This is a genomic window from Micromonospora marina, assembly GCF_900091565.1.
GTDB classification, from domain to species: Bacteria; Actinomycetota; Actinomycetes; order Mycobacteriales; family Micromonosporaceae; genus Micromonospora; species Micromonospora marina.
In genome coordinates this window covers 163,797-179,844 of sequence record NZ_FMCV01000010.1, presented here as the reverse complement: position 1 = coordinate 179,844, position 16,048 = coordinate 163,797, and the positions used below count along the sequence as shown (strand labels likewise).

At 72.6% G+C, this 16,048-nt stretch carries 16 protein-coding genes and 1 pseudogene; 9 read left to right on the top strand and 8 right to left on the bottom strand.

Annotation, left to right across the window (positions count from 1 at the left end; all coding sequences use genetic code 11):
* Positions 1-350, top strand: a pseudogene (locus GA0070215_RS14605) (hypothetical protein); the annotation flags it as partial.
* Between the two features lie 129 nt (positions 351-479).
* On the opposite strand, the gene GA0070215_RS14600 reads toward GA0070215_RS14605, so the two are convergent.
* Positions 480-899 carry a VOC family protein gene (locus GA0070215_RS14600; RefSeq protein ID WP_091046312.1) on the bottom strand — a complete coding sequence of 140 codons (420 nt, stop codon included), beginning with the start codon at positions 897-899 and terminating at the stop codon, positions 480-482.
* Positions 875-1,447 carry a cob(I)yrinic acid a,c-diamide adenosyltransferase gene (locus GA0070215_RS14595; RefSeq protein WP_013475364.1) on the bottom strand — a complete coding sequence of 191 codons (573 nt, stop codon included), beginning with the start codon at positions 1,445-1,447 and terminating at the stop codon, positions 875-877. Before GA0070215_RS14595 ends, GA0070215_RS14600 begins: the two co-directional genes overlap by 25 nt.
* Here GA0070215_RS14595 and murA point away from each other — a divergent pair.
* Together murA and GA0070215_RS14585 are read left to right on the top strand one after the other, a co-directional pair.
* Positions 1,446-2,867 (top strand): UDP-N-acetylglucosamine 1-carboxyvinyltransferase, encoded by a 1,422-nt coding sequence (gene murA, locus GA0070215_RS14590; protein ID WP_091046309.1) that lies wholly within the window; start codon positions 1,446-1,448, stop codon positions 2,865-2,867. The genes GA0070215_RS14595 and murA overlap by 2 nt on opposite strands.
* Before the next feature lie 69 nt (positions 2,868-2,936).
* Complete coding sequence (locus tag GA0070215_RS14585; protein ID WP_026268682.1) at positions 2,937-3,785, top strand: 3-hydroxyacyl-CoA dehydrogenase family protein; 849 nt, start codon at positions 2,937-2,939, stop codon at positions 3,783-3,785.
* 57 nt (positions 3,786-3,842) lie between these two features.
* On the opposite strand, the gene GA0070215_RS14580 is transcribed toward GA0070215_RS14585, so the two are convergent.
* The 3 genes from GA0070215_RS14580 to GA0070215_RS14570 form a co-directional block, all read right to left on the bottom strand.
* The gene (locus tag GA0070215_RS14580; RefSeq protein WP_091046306.1) at positions 3,843-4,652 is read right to left on the bottom strand and encodes an alpha/beta hydrolase; all 810 of its coding nucleotides are present in this window, start codon (positions 4,650-4,652) and stop codon (positions 3,843-3,845) included.
* 110 nt (positions 4,653-4,762) lie between these two features.
* Positions 4,763-5,611, bottom strand: a complete 849-nt coding sequence (locus GA0070215_RS14575) for an ABC transporter permease (protein WP_091046303.1) — start codon at positions 5,609-5,611, stop codon at positions 4,763-4,765.
* Entirely contained in the window at positions 5,608-6,456 is an 849-nt protein-coding gene (locus tag GA0070215_RS14570; protein WP_091046299.1) for an ABC transporter ATP-binding protein, read from the bottom strand. Before GA0070215_RS14570 ends, GA0070215_RS14575 begins: the two co-directional genes overlap by 4 nt.
* Before the next feature lie 86 nt (positions 6,457-6,542).
* Here GA0070215_RS14570 and GA0070215_RS14565 point away from each other — a divergent pair, with 86 nt between their 5' ends.
* The 4 genes from GA0070215_RS14565 (at position 6,543) to GA0070215_RS14550 (ending at position 11,999) form a co-directional block, all read left to right on the top strand.
* Positions 6,543-7,067 (top strand): PadR family transcriptional regulator, encoded by a 525-nt coding sequence (locus GA0070215_RS14565; RefSeq protein ID WP_091046296.1) that lies wholly within the window; start codon positions 6,543-6,545, stop codon positions 7,065-7,067.
* Entirely contained in the window at positions 7,064-7,744 is a 681-nt protein-coding gene (locus GA0070215_RS14560; RefSeq protein ID WP_091046291.1) for an ABC transporter ATP-binding protein, read from the top strand. The genes GA0070215_RS14565 and GA0070215_RS14560 overlap by 4 nt, the downstream gene beginning before the upstream one ends.
* Positions 7,741-9,894 carry an FtsX-like permease family protein gene (locus GA0070215_RS14555; protein ID WP_091046286.1) on the top strand — a complete coding sequence of 718 codons (2,154 nt, stop codon included), beginning with the start codon at positions 7,741-7,743 and terminating at the stop codon, positions 9,892-9,894. Before GA0070215_RS14560 ends, GA0070215_RS14555 begins: the two co-directional genes overlap by 4 nt.
* Before the next feature lie 101 nt (positions 9,895-9,995).
* Positions 9,996-11,999, top strand: coding sequence for a protein meaA (locus GA0070215_RS14550; RefSeq protein WP_018788760.1), 2,004 nt, complete (start codon positions 9,996-9,998; stop codon positions 11,997-11,999).
* 88 nt (positions 12,000-12,087) lie between these two features.
* Here the strand turns inward: GA0070215_RS14550 and GA0070215_RS14545 are convergent, their stop codons facing one another.
* Positions 12,088-12,384 (bottom strand): DUF1540 domain-containing protein, encoded by a 297-nt coding sequence (locus GA0070215_RS14545; protein ID WP_018788759.1) that lies wholly within the window; start codon positions 12,382-12,384, stop codon positions 12,088-12,090.
* A gap of 59 nt (positions 12,385-12,443) precedes the next feature.
* A complete protein-coding gene (locus GA0070215_RS14540; RefSeq protein ID WP_091046282.1) occupies positions 12,444-13,061 on the bottom strand; it encodes a DUF4126 domain-containing protein in 618 nt (205 codons plus the stop codon).
* Between the two features lie 71 nt (positions 13,062-13,132).
* On the opposite strand from GA0070215_RS14540, the gene nucS reads away from it, so the two are divergent.
* Positions 13,133-13,792, top strand: a complete 660-nt coding sequence (gene nucS, locus GA0070215_RS14535; protein WP_026268681.1) for an endonuclease NucS — start codon at positions 13,133-13,135, stop codon at positions 13,790-13,792.
* 9 nt (positions 13,793-13,801) lie between these two features.
* Here nucS and GA0070215_RS14530 read toward each other — a convergent pair whose 3' ends face one another.
* A complete protein-coding gene (locus GA0070215_RS14530) occupies positions 13,802-15,304 on the bottom strand; it encodes an aldehyde dehydrogenase family protein (protein ID WP_026268680.1) in 1,503 nt (500 codons plus the stop codon).
* Positions 15,305-15,520: 216 nt separating this feature from the next.
* Here GA0070215_RS14530 and GA0070215_RS14525 point away from each other — a divergent pair, with 216 nt between their 5' ends.
* Entirely contained in the window at positions 15,521-15,967 is a 447-nt protein-coding gene (locus tag GA0070215_RS14525) for an FHA domain-containing protein (RefSeq protein ID WP_091046278.1), read from the top strand.
* The last annotated feature ends 81 nt before the right edge of the window (positions 15,968-16,048 follow it).

Genomic DNA, 16,048 nt, shown 5'->3' with positions numbered 1-16,048 from the left:
CGGCGACGAAGAAGGCCGGCATGGACGAGCGTGCCGCGGTGGTGTCGATCGCGACGGCGTTGCAGGAGTCGAAGCTGGAGAACCTCGGTCACCTGGGTGACCGTAACGACCACGACTCGCAGGGCCTGTTCCAGCAGCGCCCCTCCAGTGGTTGGGGCACGGTGGAGCAGATCACCGACCCCGAGTACTCCACCCTGGCGTTCCTGAAGGGTCTGAAGCAGGTCGACGGCTGGCAGGACATGCCGCTGACCAAGGCCGCCCAGACCGTCCAGGTGTCCGCCTACCCGGACCACTACGCCCAGTGGGAGCAGCAGGCCGCCGACCTGGTCGCCGAACACTGGAACAAGTAAGCGAGACAGGCCGGCACCCCGACGGCGGGGTGCCGGCCTTCACGCGTACCGAAAAGGATCAGCGTGGCACCGGTCGGCAGCAGTGGTAGACCAGGGCCGGGAGCAGGTTCGACCACACCGTCCTCGGGCTCAGTCAGTCCCGGCGACCAGTTCGACCTCGTACCCCTGCCCGTCGGTCAGGTAGGCGGCGTAGCTGTCCGGGCCGCCCGCGTGCGGGTGCCGGTCGGGGAACAGCAGCTTCCAGCCGTACCTCTCGGCGGCAGTGACCAGGCGGTCGACGGCGGCCGGCGGGCCGGCGTGGAAGGCCATGTGGTTCAGCCCGGGCGCGCGCCTGTCGTGGGTGCGGCCGGTGAGCGCCGGTGACTCCTCCAGCACGATGTACGTCGCGTCGAGGCGCCAGGAGCGGCCGGCGGGCCAGTCCTGGCGCGGCGTCCAGCCCAGCTCGCCGAGAAGCCAGCCCCAGGAACGACTGGCCGCCGCCAGGTCGGGTACCCACACCTCCACGTGATGGAGGCCGCCGATGGTCAGCGCTTCCCGCCCGGTACCCATAGCACGTCGCCGTCCGGATTTGCCGTTCTTGACAGGATAAAGAGCAAATCGGAGAGCCGGTTGAGATACTTTGCCGGGAGGGGACTGGTCCGATCGGGGTCGTGTGCGACCAGCGCCCATGCCGCACGCTCGGCGCGCCGGGCGGTCGTCCGTGCCACGTGCAGCAGTGCCGCGCCCGCGGTGCCGCCGGGGAGGATGAAGGAGTCGAGCTTGCTCAGGCGCGCGTTGTACTCGTCGCACCAACCCTCGAGGCGCTCGACGTACTCCTCGGTCACCCGCAGCGGCGGGTACTTCGGGTCCGGCTCGACCGGCGTCGCCAGGTCCGCGCCGACGTCGAACATGTCGTTCTGCACGGACTCCAGCACGGCCCGCAGCTCGTCCGAGAGCTGCCCCAGTGCGAGCGCGACGCCGATCGAGGCGTTGCACTCGTCCACGTCCGCGTACGCGGCGATGCGCGGATCGGTCTTCGGCACCTGCTCGTTGTTGCTCAGCCTGGTCATGCCGGCGTCGCCGGCCTTGGTGTAGATGCGCGTGAGGTGGACGGCCATGACGCACAGCCTACGGATACCGGACCTGACCATCCCAGCCCGGCCGAGTCCGGTGGGGCCGGGGGACGCGAGCGATCCGGCGCTCAACGACGTCGACGTCATCCGGGTGCGCGGCGACGCCCGGCTCGCCGGCACCGTGCACGTGGTGGGTGCGAAGAACTCCGCGCTGAAGCTGATGGCCGCCGCGCTGCTCGCGCCCGGCCGCAGCCTGATCACCAACGTGCCCCGGATCACCGACATCGCGATCATGGGCGAGGTGCTGCGGCGGCTCGGCTGCGGCGTACGTTTCGGCCCGGACGACCCGGTCGACCCGATGGTGGCCCACGGCGGTGTGGAGCGGTCCCGCTCGGTGCTCATCGACGTGCCGGAACGGCCGGGCGCGGAGGCCGACTACGACCTGGTCCGTCGGCTGCGCGCGTCGATCTGCGTGCTCGGCCCGCTGCTGGCCCGCCGGGGGTACGTCCGGGTGGCCCACCCCGGCGGTGACGCCATCGGCTCGCGTGGGCTGGACATGCACATCGCCGGGCTGGCCCGGATGGGCGCGGAGATCTCCGGTGAGCACGGCTTCGTCATCGCCGAGGCGCCGGACGGGCTGCACGGTGCCGACATCGTGCTGGACTTCCCGAGCGTGGGCGCGACCGAGAACCTGGTCATGGCGGCGGTGCTGGCCCGGGGCGGTACGACGATCGACAACGCGGCCCGGGAGCCGGAGATCGTCGACATCTGCACGATGCTGAACCGGATGGGCGCCCGGATCGAGGGGGCCGGCACGTCGACGCTGCACATCGTCGGCGTACCCGAGTTGCGGCCGGTCCGGCACGCCGCCGTGGGGGACCGGATCGTGGCCGGCACCTGGGCGTTCGCCGCCGCGATGACCCGCGGCGACGTGACGGTGACCGGCCTCGACCCGGCGTACCTGGAGGTCGCGCTGGACAAGCTGGTCGCGGCCGGCGGCCTGGTCGAGACCCGGGGTGACGCCTTCCGGGTACGGATGGACGACCGCCCGCGGGCGGTCGACGTGGTCACGCTGCCGTACCCGGGGTTCGCGACCGACCTGCTGCCGATGGCGATCGGGCTGGCGGCGGTCAGCGACGGCGGCTCGCTGATCACCGAGAACATCTTCGACGGCCGGTTCATGTTCGCCAACGAGATGATGCGGCTGGGCGCGGAGATCCGTACCGACGGCCACCACGCCCTGGTGTGCGGCCGGGAGCGGCTGTCCGGCGCCCCGGTACGCGCCACCGACATCCGGGCCGGCGCCGGCCTGATCATCGCCGGGCTCTGCGCCGACGGGCTGACCGAGGTCTCGCACGTGCACCACGTCGACCGGGGCTACCCGGACTTCGTGGCCGACCTGCTGGCGCTCGGCGTCGAGGTGGAGCGCGGCACCGCGCCGGAGGAGCCGGACCTGGCCATCTGACGGCCGGGGCTTATCCCTCGTTAAGTAGGGTTCTGGCAGACGTTGCAGAACACGGCGAGGGAGAAGCAGATGGCGGGTCGACTCGCGGTAGTCGGTGCCGGGCTGATGGGCTCGGGCATCGCCCAGGTGGCGGCGCAGGCGGGCTGGCAGGTGACGCTGCGCGACATCGACGACGCGGCCACGAAGCGCGGTGTGGACGGCATCCGGAAGTCGCTGACGAAGTTCGCCGAGAAGGGCAAGATCGAGGCGTCCGACGTCGAGGCGACGCTGGGCCGGATCACCCCGACCACCGAACTGGAGGCAGCCGCCGACGCGGACATCGTGGTCGAGGCGGTCTTCGAGAAGATCGAGATCAAGCATGAGGTGTTCCGCGCGCTCGACAAGATTTGCAAGGCGGACGCGGTGCTCGCCACCAACACCTCCGCCATCCCGGTGACCCAGATCGCCACCGCCACCGAACGCCCGGAGTCGGTCGTCGGCACCCACTTCTTCTCGCCGGTGCCGATGATGAAGCTCTGCGAGCTGGTACGCGGCTACAAGACCAGCGACGCGACGATGGAGACGGTGAAGTCGTTCGCCGAGGGGATCGGCAAGACCGTGGTGGTGGTCAACCGGGACATCGCCGGTTTCGTCACCACCCGGCTGATCTGCGCGCTGGCGATGGAGGCGGTCAAGCTCGTCGAGTCCGGCGTGATCTCCGCCGAGGACCTGGACACCGCCTGCAAGCTGGGCTTCGGCCACGCCATGGGCCCGCTCGCCACCGTCGACCTGACCGGCGTGGACGTGCTGCTCAACGCCACCCGCAACATCTACACCGACACCGCCGACGAGAAGTTCTTCCCGCCGGAGCTGCTCCAGCGCATGGCCACCGCCGGCGACCTGGGCCGCAAGACCGGCCAGGGCTTCTACTCGTACTGACCGGCCCGTCCCGCCCCCGGCCCGCGCGGCCGGGGGCGGTTCACGTCCGTGGCCGGTTCACGTGCGGGGCGGGCTGAGCGCGGTGCCGATCAGCGCGAACGCGTCCGGGATGACCGTGCCCCAGTAGCCGAAGTTGTGCCGCCCGTCTGCCCAGGCGGCGCGTACCGGCTCCTCGGGCAGCACCCGGGCCAGCGCGCGGACGTCGGAGAGGAAGTTGTCCTGCCGCCCGCACCAGAGCCCGACCGGGGTGCCGCGCAGCTTCTCCACGCCGGTGAAGACCGCGTCGCCGGGGCTCACCGCGGGGGAGAAGGCCGCCGCCATCCGCAACCACTTCGGGTACGTCTCGGCCAGCAGCAACGCGCCGAAGCCGCCCATCGACCAGCCCCACACGGCCAGCCGGCTGCTGTCGAAACCGCGCCGGGCACACCAGGTGGGTACCTCCTCGCGCACCATCCGCTGCGGGTCGTCGTCGCCCGAGGCGCGCCAGGACAGCCGCCCGCCGGTGGCGCCCGCGAGCGCGAACGGCGGGGCGCCCCGGCGTACCGCGTCGGTGAGGAAGCGGGCCAGCCCGAACCGGCCGTAGTCGCGCGGGGTGGCCGACGCGCCGTGCAGCACCAGGCAGACGGGCAGGCCGCGGCCGTCGCCGTACCCGTCGGGCACCGCCGTCCAGAAGTCCACCTCGCGGCCGCGCGCCCCGGACGCGATACGGATGAGCCGCTCGTCGCCGGCCGGGGCGTCCGGCAGGGCCGGAGCCGGTCCCGGTCGAGGGCCGGCCAGTTGCCGGGCGGCCAGGCCGCCGACCAGGCCGGCCCCGGCGATCCCGGCGGCGGCGGTGAGCACCGTCCGCCGGGTCAGCGTGTGTGCCATGCCAGCGAGTGTGCCACCCGGGTGTAAGGAAGGGCCCCTTCTTAACGTGCGTTGTTAATAGGGGGCCCTTCCTCTACCGGAGGCGTTAATAGGGGGCCCTTCCTTGCACCTCAGCCGTCGCGCTTGGTGGTCCAGCGGAACGTGGTCAGGCACAGCACCAGGCCGATGACGCACCAGGCGCTCAGCACAAGCGCGACGGTGCCCAGCTCGAACGAGCCGCCCGGCTCCCGGGCGCCGAAGCTGTCCGGCAGGAACACCGAGCGCAGCCCCTGGCACATCCACTTGAGCGGAAAGATCGCCGCGACCTGCTGCATCCAGGTGGGCAGGCTGGTGAAGACGAAGAACACGCCGGAGATGAACTGGAGCACCAGCGCGACCGGGGTGACCACCGCCGAGCCGCTGCGGGCGGTGCGGGCCAGCGACGAGATCGCGATGCCGCACAGCGTGCAGGCGGTGACGCCGAGCACGGAGACCCAGGCGAACGTCAGCCACTTGGCGGTGGTCTGCGGCAGGTCCAGGTCGAACATCGCCACCGAGACGGCGAGCAGCAGCACGGTCTCGGCGATGCCGATGACCACCACCATGATCACCTTGCCGGCGAACCAGACCCACTTCGGCATCGGCGTGCCGCGGTAGCGCTTGAGCACGCCCCGGTCCCGCTCGATCGGGATCCAGATGCCGAGGTTCTGGAAGCTGACTGTCATCAGGCCGGTCGCGATCATGCCGGTGATGAAGTACTGCGTGTAGCTGACCCCGGGTGCGATCTCGTCGCTGAAGATCGCCGCGAAGATCAGGATCATGATGATCGGGAAGCCCATCGTGAACACGACGGACTCCCGGCTGCGCAGGAACTGGGTGATCTCCAGCCGCCCCTGGCGCAGCGCCAGCGCGCCCGAGCCGGGCCGCCGGGCAGCGGTCGCGGCGGTGACCGGGGCCGCCGGCTTCGTCGTGGTGGTCATGAGTGTCCGATCATCCGCAGGTAGACGTCTTCCAGGGTCGGCCGGGTCACGGTGAGGCCGGGTACCTCGCCGCCGAAGCGCGCGGCCAGGTCGTACACCAGCGCCGTCGGCGTCGCGGTCTCCGCCGACGCCAACGTCCCGTCGGGGGTACGCCAGGAGACGGTCGCCAGCGACTCCTGCCGGTTGCCCAGCGCGTTCGGCGGCGCGACCTCGATCACCCGCCCGGCGGCGATCACGCCGACCCGGTCGGCGAGCGCCTCGGCCTCGTCCAGGTAGTGGGTGGTGAGCACGATCGTGGTGCCGGCGGCGGACAGGTCCCGGATCAGCTCCCAGAACTCGCGCCGGGCCTCCGGGTCGAAGCCGGTGGTCGGCTCGTCGAGGAAGAGCAGCTCGGGGCGGCCGATGATGCCCAGCGCCACGTCCAGGCGGCGCTTCTGCCCGCCGGAGAGCGTGTGCGTGCGCGCTTTGGCCTTGGCGCCCAGCCCGACCCGCTCGACCACCTTGTCCGGGTCGTCGGCCTCCGGGTAGAAGCCGGAGAAGTGGCGGACCACCTCGCTGACGGTGAGCTCGTCGAACTCGCCGGTGCCCTGGAGCACGATGCCGACCCGGGAGCGCCAGCCGGCGTCGGGGTGGGCCGGGTCGGCGCCGAGGACGCGTACCTCGCCGGCGTCGCGCTGCCGGTAGCCCTCCAGGATCTCGACCGTGGTGGTCTTGCCGGCGCCGTTCGGGCCGAGCAGGGCGAACACCTCACCCCGGTGGACGTCCAGGTCCACCGAGGCGACGGCGACGTTGTCGCCGTACGCCTTGCGCAGCCCTCGCACGGAAATCGCGAGCTCGTTCTCCATGACGTCAAGTGTGCGTCGTGCGGTGGCCCGTTCCACTGCCGGGTCGGCTATATACGCGAGGTATACACTCGGTGTAGTCTCTGGTCATGACCGTTCCCCTGACCCTGCTCGGCCTGCTCGAACGCGAACCGAGCCACGGCTACGACCTCAAGCGCGACTACGACACCTTCTTCGGGCGCGGCAAGCCGCTGCCGTACGGGCAGGTCTACTCGACGCTGAGCCGGCTCGCCCGCGACGGCAAGGTGGTGGTCGGCGACGTCGCTCCCGGCGCCGGGCCGGACCGCAAGCGCTACGTCATCACCGACGTGGGCGCCACCGAGGTGGAGCACTGGCTGACCGAGCCGGTCGAACCGGAACCGCACCTGCAGACCCTGTTGTTCACCAAGGTCGTGCTCGCGCTGATGCTCGACCGCCCGGCCGAGGAGTACCTGGACACCCAGCGCGCCGCCCACCTGCGCCGGATGCGCGAACTCACCGAGATCAAGCGCAGCGGCGAACTCGTCGACGTGATGCTGGCCGACCACGGCCTCTACCACCTCGAGGCGGACCTGCGGTGGATCGAGACGACGGGCGCCCGGCTGGACGCCCTGAGAGAGGCGGTACGGCCATGAGCCCGATGATCGAGGCACGCGACGTCACGTACGCGTTCGGCGAGACACCCGCCCTGCGCGGCGCGAACCTCGCCGTGGCCGCCGGCGAGGTCGTCGCCGTGATGGGACCGAGCGGCTCCGGCAAGTCGACGTTGCTGCACTGCCTGGCCGGCATCCTGCGCCCCGACTCCGGTGAGGTCCGGTTCGACGGCACCCGGATCGACACGCTCGGCGAGGCCGACCGCAGCGCGCTGCGCCGCGACAGCTTCGGCTTCGTCTTCCAGTTCGGCCAGCTCGTGCCGGAACTCACCGCGGCGGAGAACGTGGCGCTGCCGCTGCTGCTGCGCGGTGTCCGCCGTACCCCGGCGCTGCGCGCCGCGCGGGGCTGGTTCGAGCGGCTCGGCCTGGCCGGCATGGAGCACCGCCGCTCCGGGGAGCTGTCCGGCGGGCAGGCCCAGCGGGTCGCCCTCGCTCGCGGCCTGGTCGCGGAGCCCCGGGTGCTGTTCGCCGACGAGCCCACCGGCGCGCTCGACTCGCTCACCGGCGAGGAGGTGATGACGCTGCTGGTGGACGCCGCCCGCGAGAAGGGCACCACAGTCGTCCTGGTGACGCACGAGGCGCGCATCGCCGCGTACGCCGACCGGGAGGTCATGGTGCGGGACGGCCGGGTCAACGCCCCCGCCGGGGTCGCCTCATGATCGGGCTCGCGCTCCGGCTCGCCGTCGCCGGTGGCCGGGAGGCGCTGGTCCGGCTGGTAGCCATCGCCGCCGCCGTCGCGGTCGGCACCGGCCTGATGCTCACCACGCTCGCCGGTGTGCACGCCACCGACGCCCAGCTCACCCGCTACGCGTCGATGTACCCGCAGGAGACGGCGGGCGGGTCCGCCGACCCGCTGCTGTGGTCCACCCGGACCGACTACTTCCGCGGCGATCAGATCATCCGGGTCGACGTCGCCGCGACCGGCCCGGACGCGCCCACGCCGGTCGGCGTCCCCCGTACCCCAGGACCCGGCGAGTTCTACGCCTTCCCGGCGCTGCGGAGGCTGCTGGCCGCCACCCCTGCCGACCAGCTCGCCGACCGCTACCCGGGCCGGGACCTCGGCGCCGTCGGGCCGGCGGCGCTCACCTCGCCGGACACCCTGCTCGTCCTGGTCGGCGGCACCCCGGAGCAGGTGGGCAGGCTCGACCAGGTCCGGAAGATCACCCGGCTCGAAGACGACAGCGCTCCGCTGCCGGGTGCGGCTGTCGACCTCATCCTCGGCGTGGTCGCGGGCGGACTGCTGTTCCCCGTACTCGTTTTCATCGGCACGGCGACCCGGCTCGGCGCCCCCCGCCGGGAGCAGCGGTTCGCCGCGATGCGGCTGGTCGGGGCCACGCCCCGGCAGATCTCGGCGGTCGCGGCCGTCGAGGCCGCGCTCGCGGCGGCGGCCGGCGCGGCGGCCGGCTCCGCGGCGTTCTTCGCGTTCCGCGGGCAGCTCGCCGGCATCCCGTTCACCGGCATGCCGTTCTTCCCCGGCGACATGGCCATCGGCGCGCCGGAGGCCCTCCTGGTGGCGCTCGGCGTGCCGGCGGGCGCGGCGGCCGCGGCCTGGGTCGCGCTGCGCCGGGTCCGGATCTCCCCGCTCGGTGTCAGCCGCCGCGTCACACCCCGGCCGCCCCGGGCGTACCGGCTGATCCCGCTCGCGCTCGGCCTGGCCGGGCTGGGCTTCGCCCTGGTGTACCGGCCGCCCACGTCGGACGGCCAGACGGCGCTGTTCCTGCCCGCCCTGCTGCTGGTCATGGTCGGGCTGCTCACCGGCGGCCCGTGGCTGACCATGGTCGGCGCCCGGGCGATGGCCGCCCGGGCCAGCCGGCCGGCCGCGCTGATCGCCGCGCGCCGGCTAGCCGACAACCCGTCCGCCGGGTTCCGGGCGGTGAGCGGCGTGATGCTCGCGCTGTTCGTCACGACGGTGGCCGTGGGCGTGATGGCGACGATCGCGCACGAGCGCGGTCCGGCGCCCCGGGGTTCCCTGGAGGCCGGCCGGCTGTCGATGGTGCTGATGGACGACGCCCCGGCGCCGGGCACGCTGCTGGCCGATCTGGCGGCGGTTCCCGGCGTCCGCAACCCGGTGCTCGTCCGGCAGAACCCGGTACGCGGTGACGGCCGCGACTCCGGGGTGATCGCCTGCGCGGACATCCCGCCCGCCTACGGGCGGTGCGCAGCCGGCACGAGCGTCGCCGAGGTGCCGCCGGGCCTGATCCCCTGGCGGGAGTCCGCCTCGGCCGACCGGGTCTGGCCGTCGTCCCCGGTGGACCCGGCTGCCCTCGCGGGACTCCCGGCGGATTCGGTGGCGGTCGACGCGGCGGACCCGGTCGCGGTGGAGCGGGCCCGGACGGTCCTCGAAGCCGCATTCCCCACCTTCTTCGTGGCCCCGAACGTGCCCGGCGACTTCGAGGCCGACTTCGCCGACACCATGCGGGGCTGGCAGCGGCTGGCCGATCTCGTCGTGGTGGCCGGTCTCGCGCTCGCCGGATGCAGCCTGGCCGTGGCGGTGGCGGCCGGTCTCAGTGAACGGAGGCGGCCGTTCAGCCTGCTGCGGCTCAGTGGCGCCCCGGTACGGCTGCTGCGCCGCGTGGTGACGCTGGAGAGCGTGGTGCCGCTGCTGACCGTCGCCGTGGTCGCGGTCGGGATGGGACTGGCCGCCGCGCACCTGTTCCTGCGCGCGCAGATGGGCTACGACCTGCGCCTACCAGGGATCGGGTTCGCGGCGGTCATGGCCCTCGGCGTGCTGGGCTGCCTCGCCGTCATCGCGGCCACCCTGCCGCTGCTGGAACGGATCACCGGTCCGGAGACCGCCCGCAGCGAATGACCCGTGCGGTGGGCCGGCCGAGTGCCGGCCCACCGGTGCGGGCATCGGGTTGTGTGGTTTTCCACACTCTCTTTTACTGAACGGTAACTTAAACTCCGGCCATGGACGACGCGATGCCGGGACGGCTGCCCGAGCGGGACCGCCCGTGGGTGATGCGCACGTACGCCGGGCACTCCTCCGCCGCGGCCACGAACTCGCTCTTCCGCCGCAACCTGGCGAAGGGGCAGACCGGCCTGTCGGTCGCCTTCGACCTGCCCACCCAGACCGGGTACGACCCGGACCACGAGCTGGCCTCCGGTGAGGTGGGCCGGGTCGGCGTGCCGGTGTCGCACCTGGGCGACATGCGGGCGCTGTTCGAGGGCATCCCGCTGGCCGAGATGAACACCTCGATGACCATCAACGCCCCGGCGATGTGGCTGCTCGGCCTCTACGGCACCGTCGCCGCCGAGCAGGGCGCGGAGCTGAGCCGCTGCGCCGGCACCACGCAGAACGACATCATCAAGGAGTACCTGTCCCGGGGGACGTACATCTTCCCGCCGGCCGCGTCGCTGCGGCTGACCGCCGACGTGATCGCGTACACGCTGCGGGAGATGCCCCGGTGGAACCCGGTCAACATCTGCTCGTACCACCTCCAGGAGGCGGGCGCCACGCCGGTGCAGGAGGTCGGCTTCGCGCTGGCCACCGCCGTCGCCGTGCTGGACACCGTACGCGACTCCGGCCAGGTGCCGGCCGAGCGGATGGGCGACGTGGTCCAGCGGATCTCGTTCTTCGTCAACGCCGGGGTGCGCTTCGTCGAGGAGATCGCCAAGATGCGCGCGTTCGGCGCGCTCTGGGACGAGATCACCCGCGACCGCTACGGCGTGGAGAACCCGAAGCAGCGCCGGTTCCGCTACGGCGTCCAGGTCAACTCGCTGGGCCTGACCGAGGCGCAGCCGGAGAACAACATCCAGCGGATCGTGCTGGAGATGCTCGGCGTCACGCTGTCCCGCGACGCCCGCGCCCGGGCCCTGCAACTGCCCGCCTGGAACGAGGCGCTGGGCCTGCCCCGCCCGTGGGACCAGCAGTGGTCGCTGCGCATGCAGCAGGTGTTGGCGTACGAGTCGGACCTGCTGGAGTACCCGGACCTGTTCGCCGGCTCGCACGTGATGACCGCGCTGGTCGACGACATCGTCGCCGGCGCCCGGGTCGAGCTGGAGAAGGTGCTGGAGATGGGCGGCGTGGTGACCGCCGTCGAGACCGGCTACCTCAAGAGCGCGCTGGTGGCCTCGCTCGCCGACCGGCGCCGCCGGATGGAGTCCGGCTCGGACGTGGTAGTCGGCGTCAACCGGTTCACCGAGACCGAGCCGTCGCCGCTCACCGCGGCCGGCGCCGAGGCGATCGAGCAGGTGGACCCGGCCGTCGAGGAGGCGGCCACCGACGGCGTACGCCGGTGGCGGGCCGACCGGGACGCGGCAGCGGTGGAGGAGGCGCTGGCGAAGCTGCGCGCCGACGCCGCCACCACGGCGAACCTGATGGCGGCGACGCTCGAATGCGTGCGCGCCGGTGTCACCACCGGCGAGTGGGCGGGCGCGCTGCGCCAGGTGTACGGCGAGTACCGCGCGCCGACCGGCCTGGCCGGGGCCGCCGGGGCGGCCGGTGACGCGACCCTCGCCGGGGTCCGCGAGCGGGTCGTCGCGACCGCCCGGGAGCTGGGCAGCGGCCGGCTGCGGCTGCTCGTCGGCAAGCCGGGGCTGGACGGGCACTCCAACGGCGCGGAGCAGATCGCGGTACGCGCCCGCGACGCCGGCTTCGAGGTGGTCTACCAGGGCATCCGGCTGACCGCCGGGCAGATCGTGGCGGCGGCGGTGGAGGAGGACGTCGACCTGGTCGGGCTCTCCGTGCTGTCCGGCTCGCACCTGGCCGCCGTGCCGGCGGTGCTGGACGGGCTGCGCGCGGCCGGGCGGGGAGACCTGCCGGTGGTGGTGGGCGGGATCATCCCGGCCGCCGACGCCGAGGCGCTGCGGACCGCCGGGGTGGCCCGGGTGTTCACGCCGAAGGACTTCGCGCTCACCGGCATCATCGACGAACTGGTCACCGTGATCCGCGAGGCGAACGCGCTGGATTGAAAGGAAGGGCCCCCTCTTAACGCCTCCGGTAGTGAAGGGGCCCCTTCTTAACGCCCGCCTGCGCGCTTAACGCCCGCCTGCGCGCGGCTCAGCGGCTCTCGTAGGTCATGCAGTCGGCCATGTCCATGTTGGGGCCTACGGTGATGGCCGGGGCGCGACACTCCAGGTCGGAGTTGTGCCGGCAGTCGGCGCGTGAGCACGCGCCGACCTGGGCGACCAACTGGTCGAGGCCGCCGCGCACCGGCATCTCCACGAACGTGTGGCAGTGGGCGTGGTCGCTGCTGCCGATCGTGATGGCGAAGGCGTGGCAGTCGTTCGTGTGGTTGTAGGCGCAGGACCTGACGGCGCACTCCTGGACCCGGGGCATCTCCAACGACGCGGTCATCTCCCGTACCTCCTTGGGTTTCTTGCCCCGATTTTAGAGGTTTCGGAAGTCGGTGCGGGTCAGACGCGGAAGCCGGCCTCCCGGGCGGCGGCGCGTTCGCGGCGCCGCTCACGGCGACGGCGGAACAGCCAGGGCACGAAGATCACCAGAGCGACCAGGAACACCAGGACCAGCACCGGCAGCAGCAGCGCCACCACCGACATGACCACGCTCGTCGCGTCCTCGGCGGTGCTGGCCACCGGCGCGCCCACCCCGGCCGTGGTCGCGTTGATGACCGGCCGTGCCGCGGCCTTGAGCAGGTGCACGCCGAGCGCGATGAGCACACCGACCAGGACCGGCACCCACTGGTGCGTGGAGAAGAACGTGTCCGGGTCGCTCACGGTCACCGTCTCGGAGCCGGCGCCCGCGCCGAACGCGAGCCCGCCGGCGGTCGGCCGGACCACCGTCTGCACCACGTCGTTGACGTGGTCGACCACCGGCACCTTGTCGGCCACCACTTCGACCGCGAGCAGGACCGCGAGGATCAGCACCACCCAGCCGTTGCCGAGCCACTGCCAGCCGCTCGGCAGCTCGACCAGGTCGGTGTAGCGGGACAGCAGCCCCATCAGCAACAGCGGGATGTAGGCGTTCAGGCCCGCCGAGGCGGCCAGGCCGGAACCGGTGAGGACTTCGAGCACGATCTCAATATGGCACCGGTGCGCCAGTGGCGCTCGTCGGCGTCCGCCGGGGACTCGGCTACCCTCGGCGGGTGCGGTTGGTGATTGCGAAGTGCTCGGTGGACTATGTCGGACGGCTCTCGGCCCACCTGCCCCCGGCGACCCGGTTGCTCATGGTGAAGGCGGACGGGTCGGTGTCGATCCACGCCGACGACCGGGCCTACAAGCCGTTGAACTGGATGAGCCCGCCCTGCCGGCTGGAGGAGGCCCCCGGCGTCTGGCGGGTGGTGAACAAGGCCGGCGAGGAGCTGCGCATCACCCTGGAGGAGATCTTCCAGGACACCTCGTACGAGCTGGGCGTGGACCCGGGCCTGCGCAAGGACGGCGTCGAAGCCCACCTGCAGGAACTGCTCGCCGCGAACCCGGAGACGCTGGGGGAGGGCTTCACGCTGGTCCGGCGGGAGTACATGACCGCCATCGGGCCGGTCGACCTGCTCTGCCGGGACGCGGTCGGCGGTGCGGTGGCGGTCGAGGTGAAGCGGCGCGGCGAGATCGACGGCGTGGAGCAGCTCACCCGCTACCTGGAGCTGATGAACCGCGATCCGCTGCTCGCGCCGGTCTCCGGGGTGTTCGCCGCGCAGGAGATCAAGCCGCAGGCGCGGGTGCTCGCCACCGACCGGGGCATCCGGTGCGTGGTGGTCGACTACGACAAGCTGCGCGGCATCGAGCGCGACGAGCTGACGCTGTTCTGAGGTGCCGCCTCAGCGGCCCCGGCCGTACATGAGCTTGGCGATCTTGACCAGGCGGGCGACGTCGGCCGGGGTGCGCTCGAACGTCATCGCCGGCAGCAGCGACCGGGCCCGGCGGCGGGTGACCGACTTGGGCCGGCCGAACTCGCGCAGGCCCTCCTCGCCGTGGATGCGGCCGAAGCCGGACTCGCCGGTGCCGCCGAACGGCAGCGTCGACATGCCGGCGAACGTCAGCGCCGAGTTGACCGAGGCCATCCCGGAGCGTAGCCGCCGCGCCACCGCCACCGCCCGCGCCCGGCCGAAGACCGAACCCCCGAGCCCGTACGGCAGCGCGTTTGCCCGCTCGACCGCCTCGTCCACGTCACGGACCCGGTTGACCACGAGCGTCGGGCCGAACGTCTCCTCCTGCACGGCCGCCGAGTCCTCCGGCACGTCGACCAGGACCGTCGGGTGCACGTACGGCGGCTGGACCGCCTCCGGGCCGCCGAGCACCGCCCGGCCGCCCCGGTCGAGCGCGTCGTCGATGTGCCGCCGGATGACATCGATCTGCGACGGCATGGTGATCGGTCCGAGGTCGGACCCGTCGGCGCCGACGGTGAGCCGCCCGGCCTTCGCCACCACCTTGTCCACGAAGGCGTCGAAGACCTGGTCGACCGCGTAGACCCGCTCGATGCCGATGCACGTCTGGCCGGCGTTCGTCAGCCCGCCCCACACGCACGCCTCCGCGGCGGCGTCCAGGTCGGCGTCGGCGTCCACGATCATCGCGTCCTTGCCGCCGGCCTCCAGCAGCACCGGCGTGAGCGTCTCGGCGCAGGCGGCCATCACCCGCTTCGCGGTCGCTGTCGAGCCGGTGAACGCCACCTTGCCCACCCCGGAGCGGCACAGCGCCGCACCGACCGCGCCGAAGCCGTGCACCGCCTGGAACACCGGCTGCTCCGGCACGACCTCGGCGAACCGGTCGACCAGCCACTGACCGACCGCCGGGGTGTACTCGCTCGGCTTGAACACCACGGCGTTGCCGGCCGCGAGCGCGTACGCGACGGAACCGATCGGCGTGAAGACCGGATAGTTCCACGGGCCGATCACGCCGACCACGCCGTACGGCTGGTATTCGAGGTGACCGGTGAACTCGGCGAGGATCAGGCGGGAGCGGACCCGGCGCGGCCCGAGCACCCGCCGGGCGTTGCGGGCCGCCCAGTCGATGTGCTCCAGCGCGGTGAGGATCTCCACCACGGCGTCACCGACCGGCTTGCCGCCCTCGGTGTGCATCAGGTCGGCCAGCTCCTCGATCCGCCGGGCGAGCACGCCGCGCCAGCGCTGGAGGCGGTCCCGCCGGCCGGCGGAACCGAGCCCGGCCCACCAGTCGCCGGCCGCCCGGGCGCGGTCGACCGCGGCACGCACGTCCGCCTCGTCGGCCAGCGGGAATCTGCCTGCCTCGGCGCCGGTGGCCGGGCTGGTCGACACCAGCAGACCCTCGGAGATGAGCGGGGCACCCGGCACATGCACAGCGGTCATGGCCGAAGTCTAGACCCGAGAATTACTCGTCGGTAGGTGTGGAACGCGCCGTACGCTGCGCGGACGATCAGCCGTCGCATCGACGGAGGTGCCGTCCGAAACGGCGAACGGGAGATGACCGGCCGGGGTCGCGGGGGTGACCGGGCGGGGGTGCAAGCCGCTACGGTGAGGTGGCAGGCTGACGCCGCGGGGCGATGGGGTGGAGGTCGACTGTCCATGAAGGAGCATCCTGAGCTGATGCCGTTGCTGACGGTGTCGGGTGGGGCGATGCGGGGGCTCACGTTCCGGGTCGGCCAGGAGGCACAGGTGATCGGCCGCGCGCCGACCGCCGACATCGTGCTTGCCGACCCGCACCTGAGCCGGCGGCACGCCTCCGTACGGGCCACCCCGGAGGGGGTGCTGCTCACCGACCTCAGCTCGACAAACGGCACCTGGCTCAACGACACCCGGGTCACCGGCAGTGTGGCCATCGCCGACGGCGACGTGGTCCGGCTGGGCCGCACCGACCTGCGCCTCTACGACCCGGGCGTGGCCCGGACCGACCCGGTCGGGATGAGCTTCGGCGCGCTCCGCCGCGACCAGCGGCCCACCCTGCCGCTGCCCGTCCCCGGGCCGCGCCAGCCGATCGAGGCGCGTGAGGCCCAGCCGGCCGACGTCAGCTAGCGGCCCGGCAACGCCGAGGCCCGGCACCCGCCGGCCGCAAGGCCGGGCCGGCGGAGTGGGGCGGTTGGGGCCATGTCGGGG

Bases quoted from the DNA above. Each gene is read 5' to 3' on its own strand.
- GA0070215_RS14600 (WP_091046312.1), bottom strand. From the start codon at position 899: ATGGGTACCGGGCGGGAAGCGCTGACCATCGGCGGCCTCCATCACGTG.
- murA (WP_091046309.1), top strand. From the start codon at position 1,446: ATGACGCACAGCCTACGGATACCGGACCTGACCATCCCAGCCCGGCCG.
- GA0070215_RS14595 (WP_013475364.1), bottom strand. From the start codon at position 1,447: ATGGCCGTCCACCTCACGCGCATCTACACCAAGGCCGGCGACGCCGGC.
- GA0070215_RS14585 (WP_026268682.1), top strand. From the start codon at position 2,937: ATGGCGGGTCGACTCGCGGTAGTCGGTGCCGGGCTGATGGGCTCGGGC.
- GA0070215_RS14580 (WP_091046306.1), bottom strand. From the start codon at position 4,652: ATGGCACACACGCTGACCCGGCGGACGGTGCTCACCGCCGCCGCCGGG.
- GA0070215_RS14575 (WP_091046303.1), bottom strand. From the start codon at position 5,611: ATGACCACCACGACGAAGCCGGCGGCCCCGGTCACCGCCGCGACCGCT.
- GA0070215_RS14570 (WP_091046299.1), bottom strand. From the start codon at position 6,456: ATGGAGAACGAGCTCGCGATTTCCGTGCGAGGGCTGCGCAAGGCGTAC.
- GA0070215_RS14565 (WP_091046296.1), top strand. From the start codon at position 6,543: ATGACCGTTCCCCTGACCCTGCTCGGCCTGCTCGAACGCGAACCGAGC.
- GA0070215_RS14560 (WP_091046291.1), top strand. From the start codon at position 7,064: ATGAGCCCGATGATCGAGGCACGCGACGTCACGTACGCGTTCGGCGAG.
- GA0070215_RS14555 (WP_091046286.1), top strand. From the start codon at position 7,741: ATGATCGGGCTCGCGCTCCGGCTCGCCGTCGCCGGTGGCCGGGAGGCG.
- GA0070215_RS14550 (WP_018788760.1), top strand. From the start codon at position 9,996: ATGGACGACGCGATGCCGGGACGGCTGCCCGAGCGGGACCGCCCGTGG.
- GA0070215_RS14545 (WP_018788759.1), bottom strand. From the start codon at position 12,384: ATGACCGCGTCGTTGGAGATGCCCCGGGTCCAGGAGTGCGCCGTCAGG.
- GA0070215_RS14530 (WP_026268680.1), bottom strand. From the start codon at position 15,304: ATGACCGCTGTGCATGTGCCGGGTGCCCCGCTCATCTCCGAGGGTCTG.
- GA0070215_RS14525 (WP_091046278.1), top strand. From the start codon at position 15,521: ATGAAGGAGCATCCTGAGCTGATGCCGTTGCTGACGGTGTCGGGTGGG.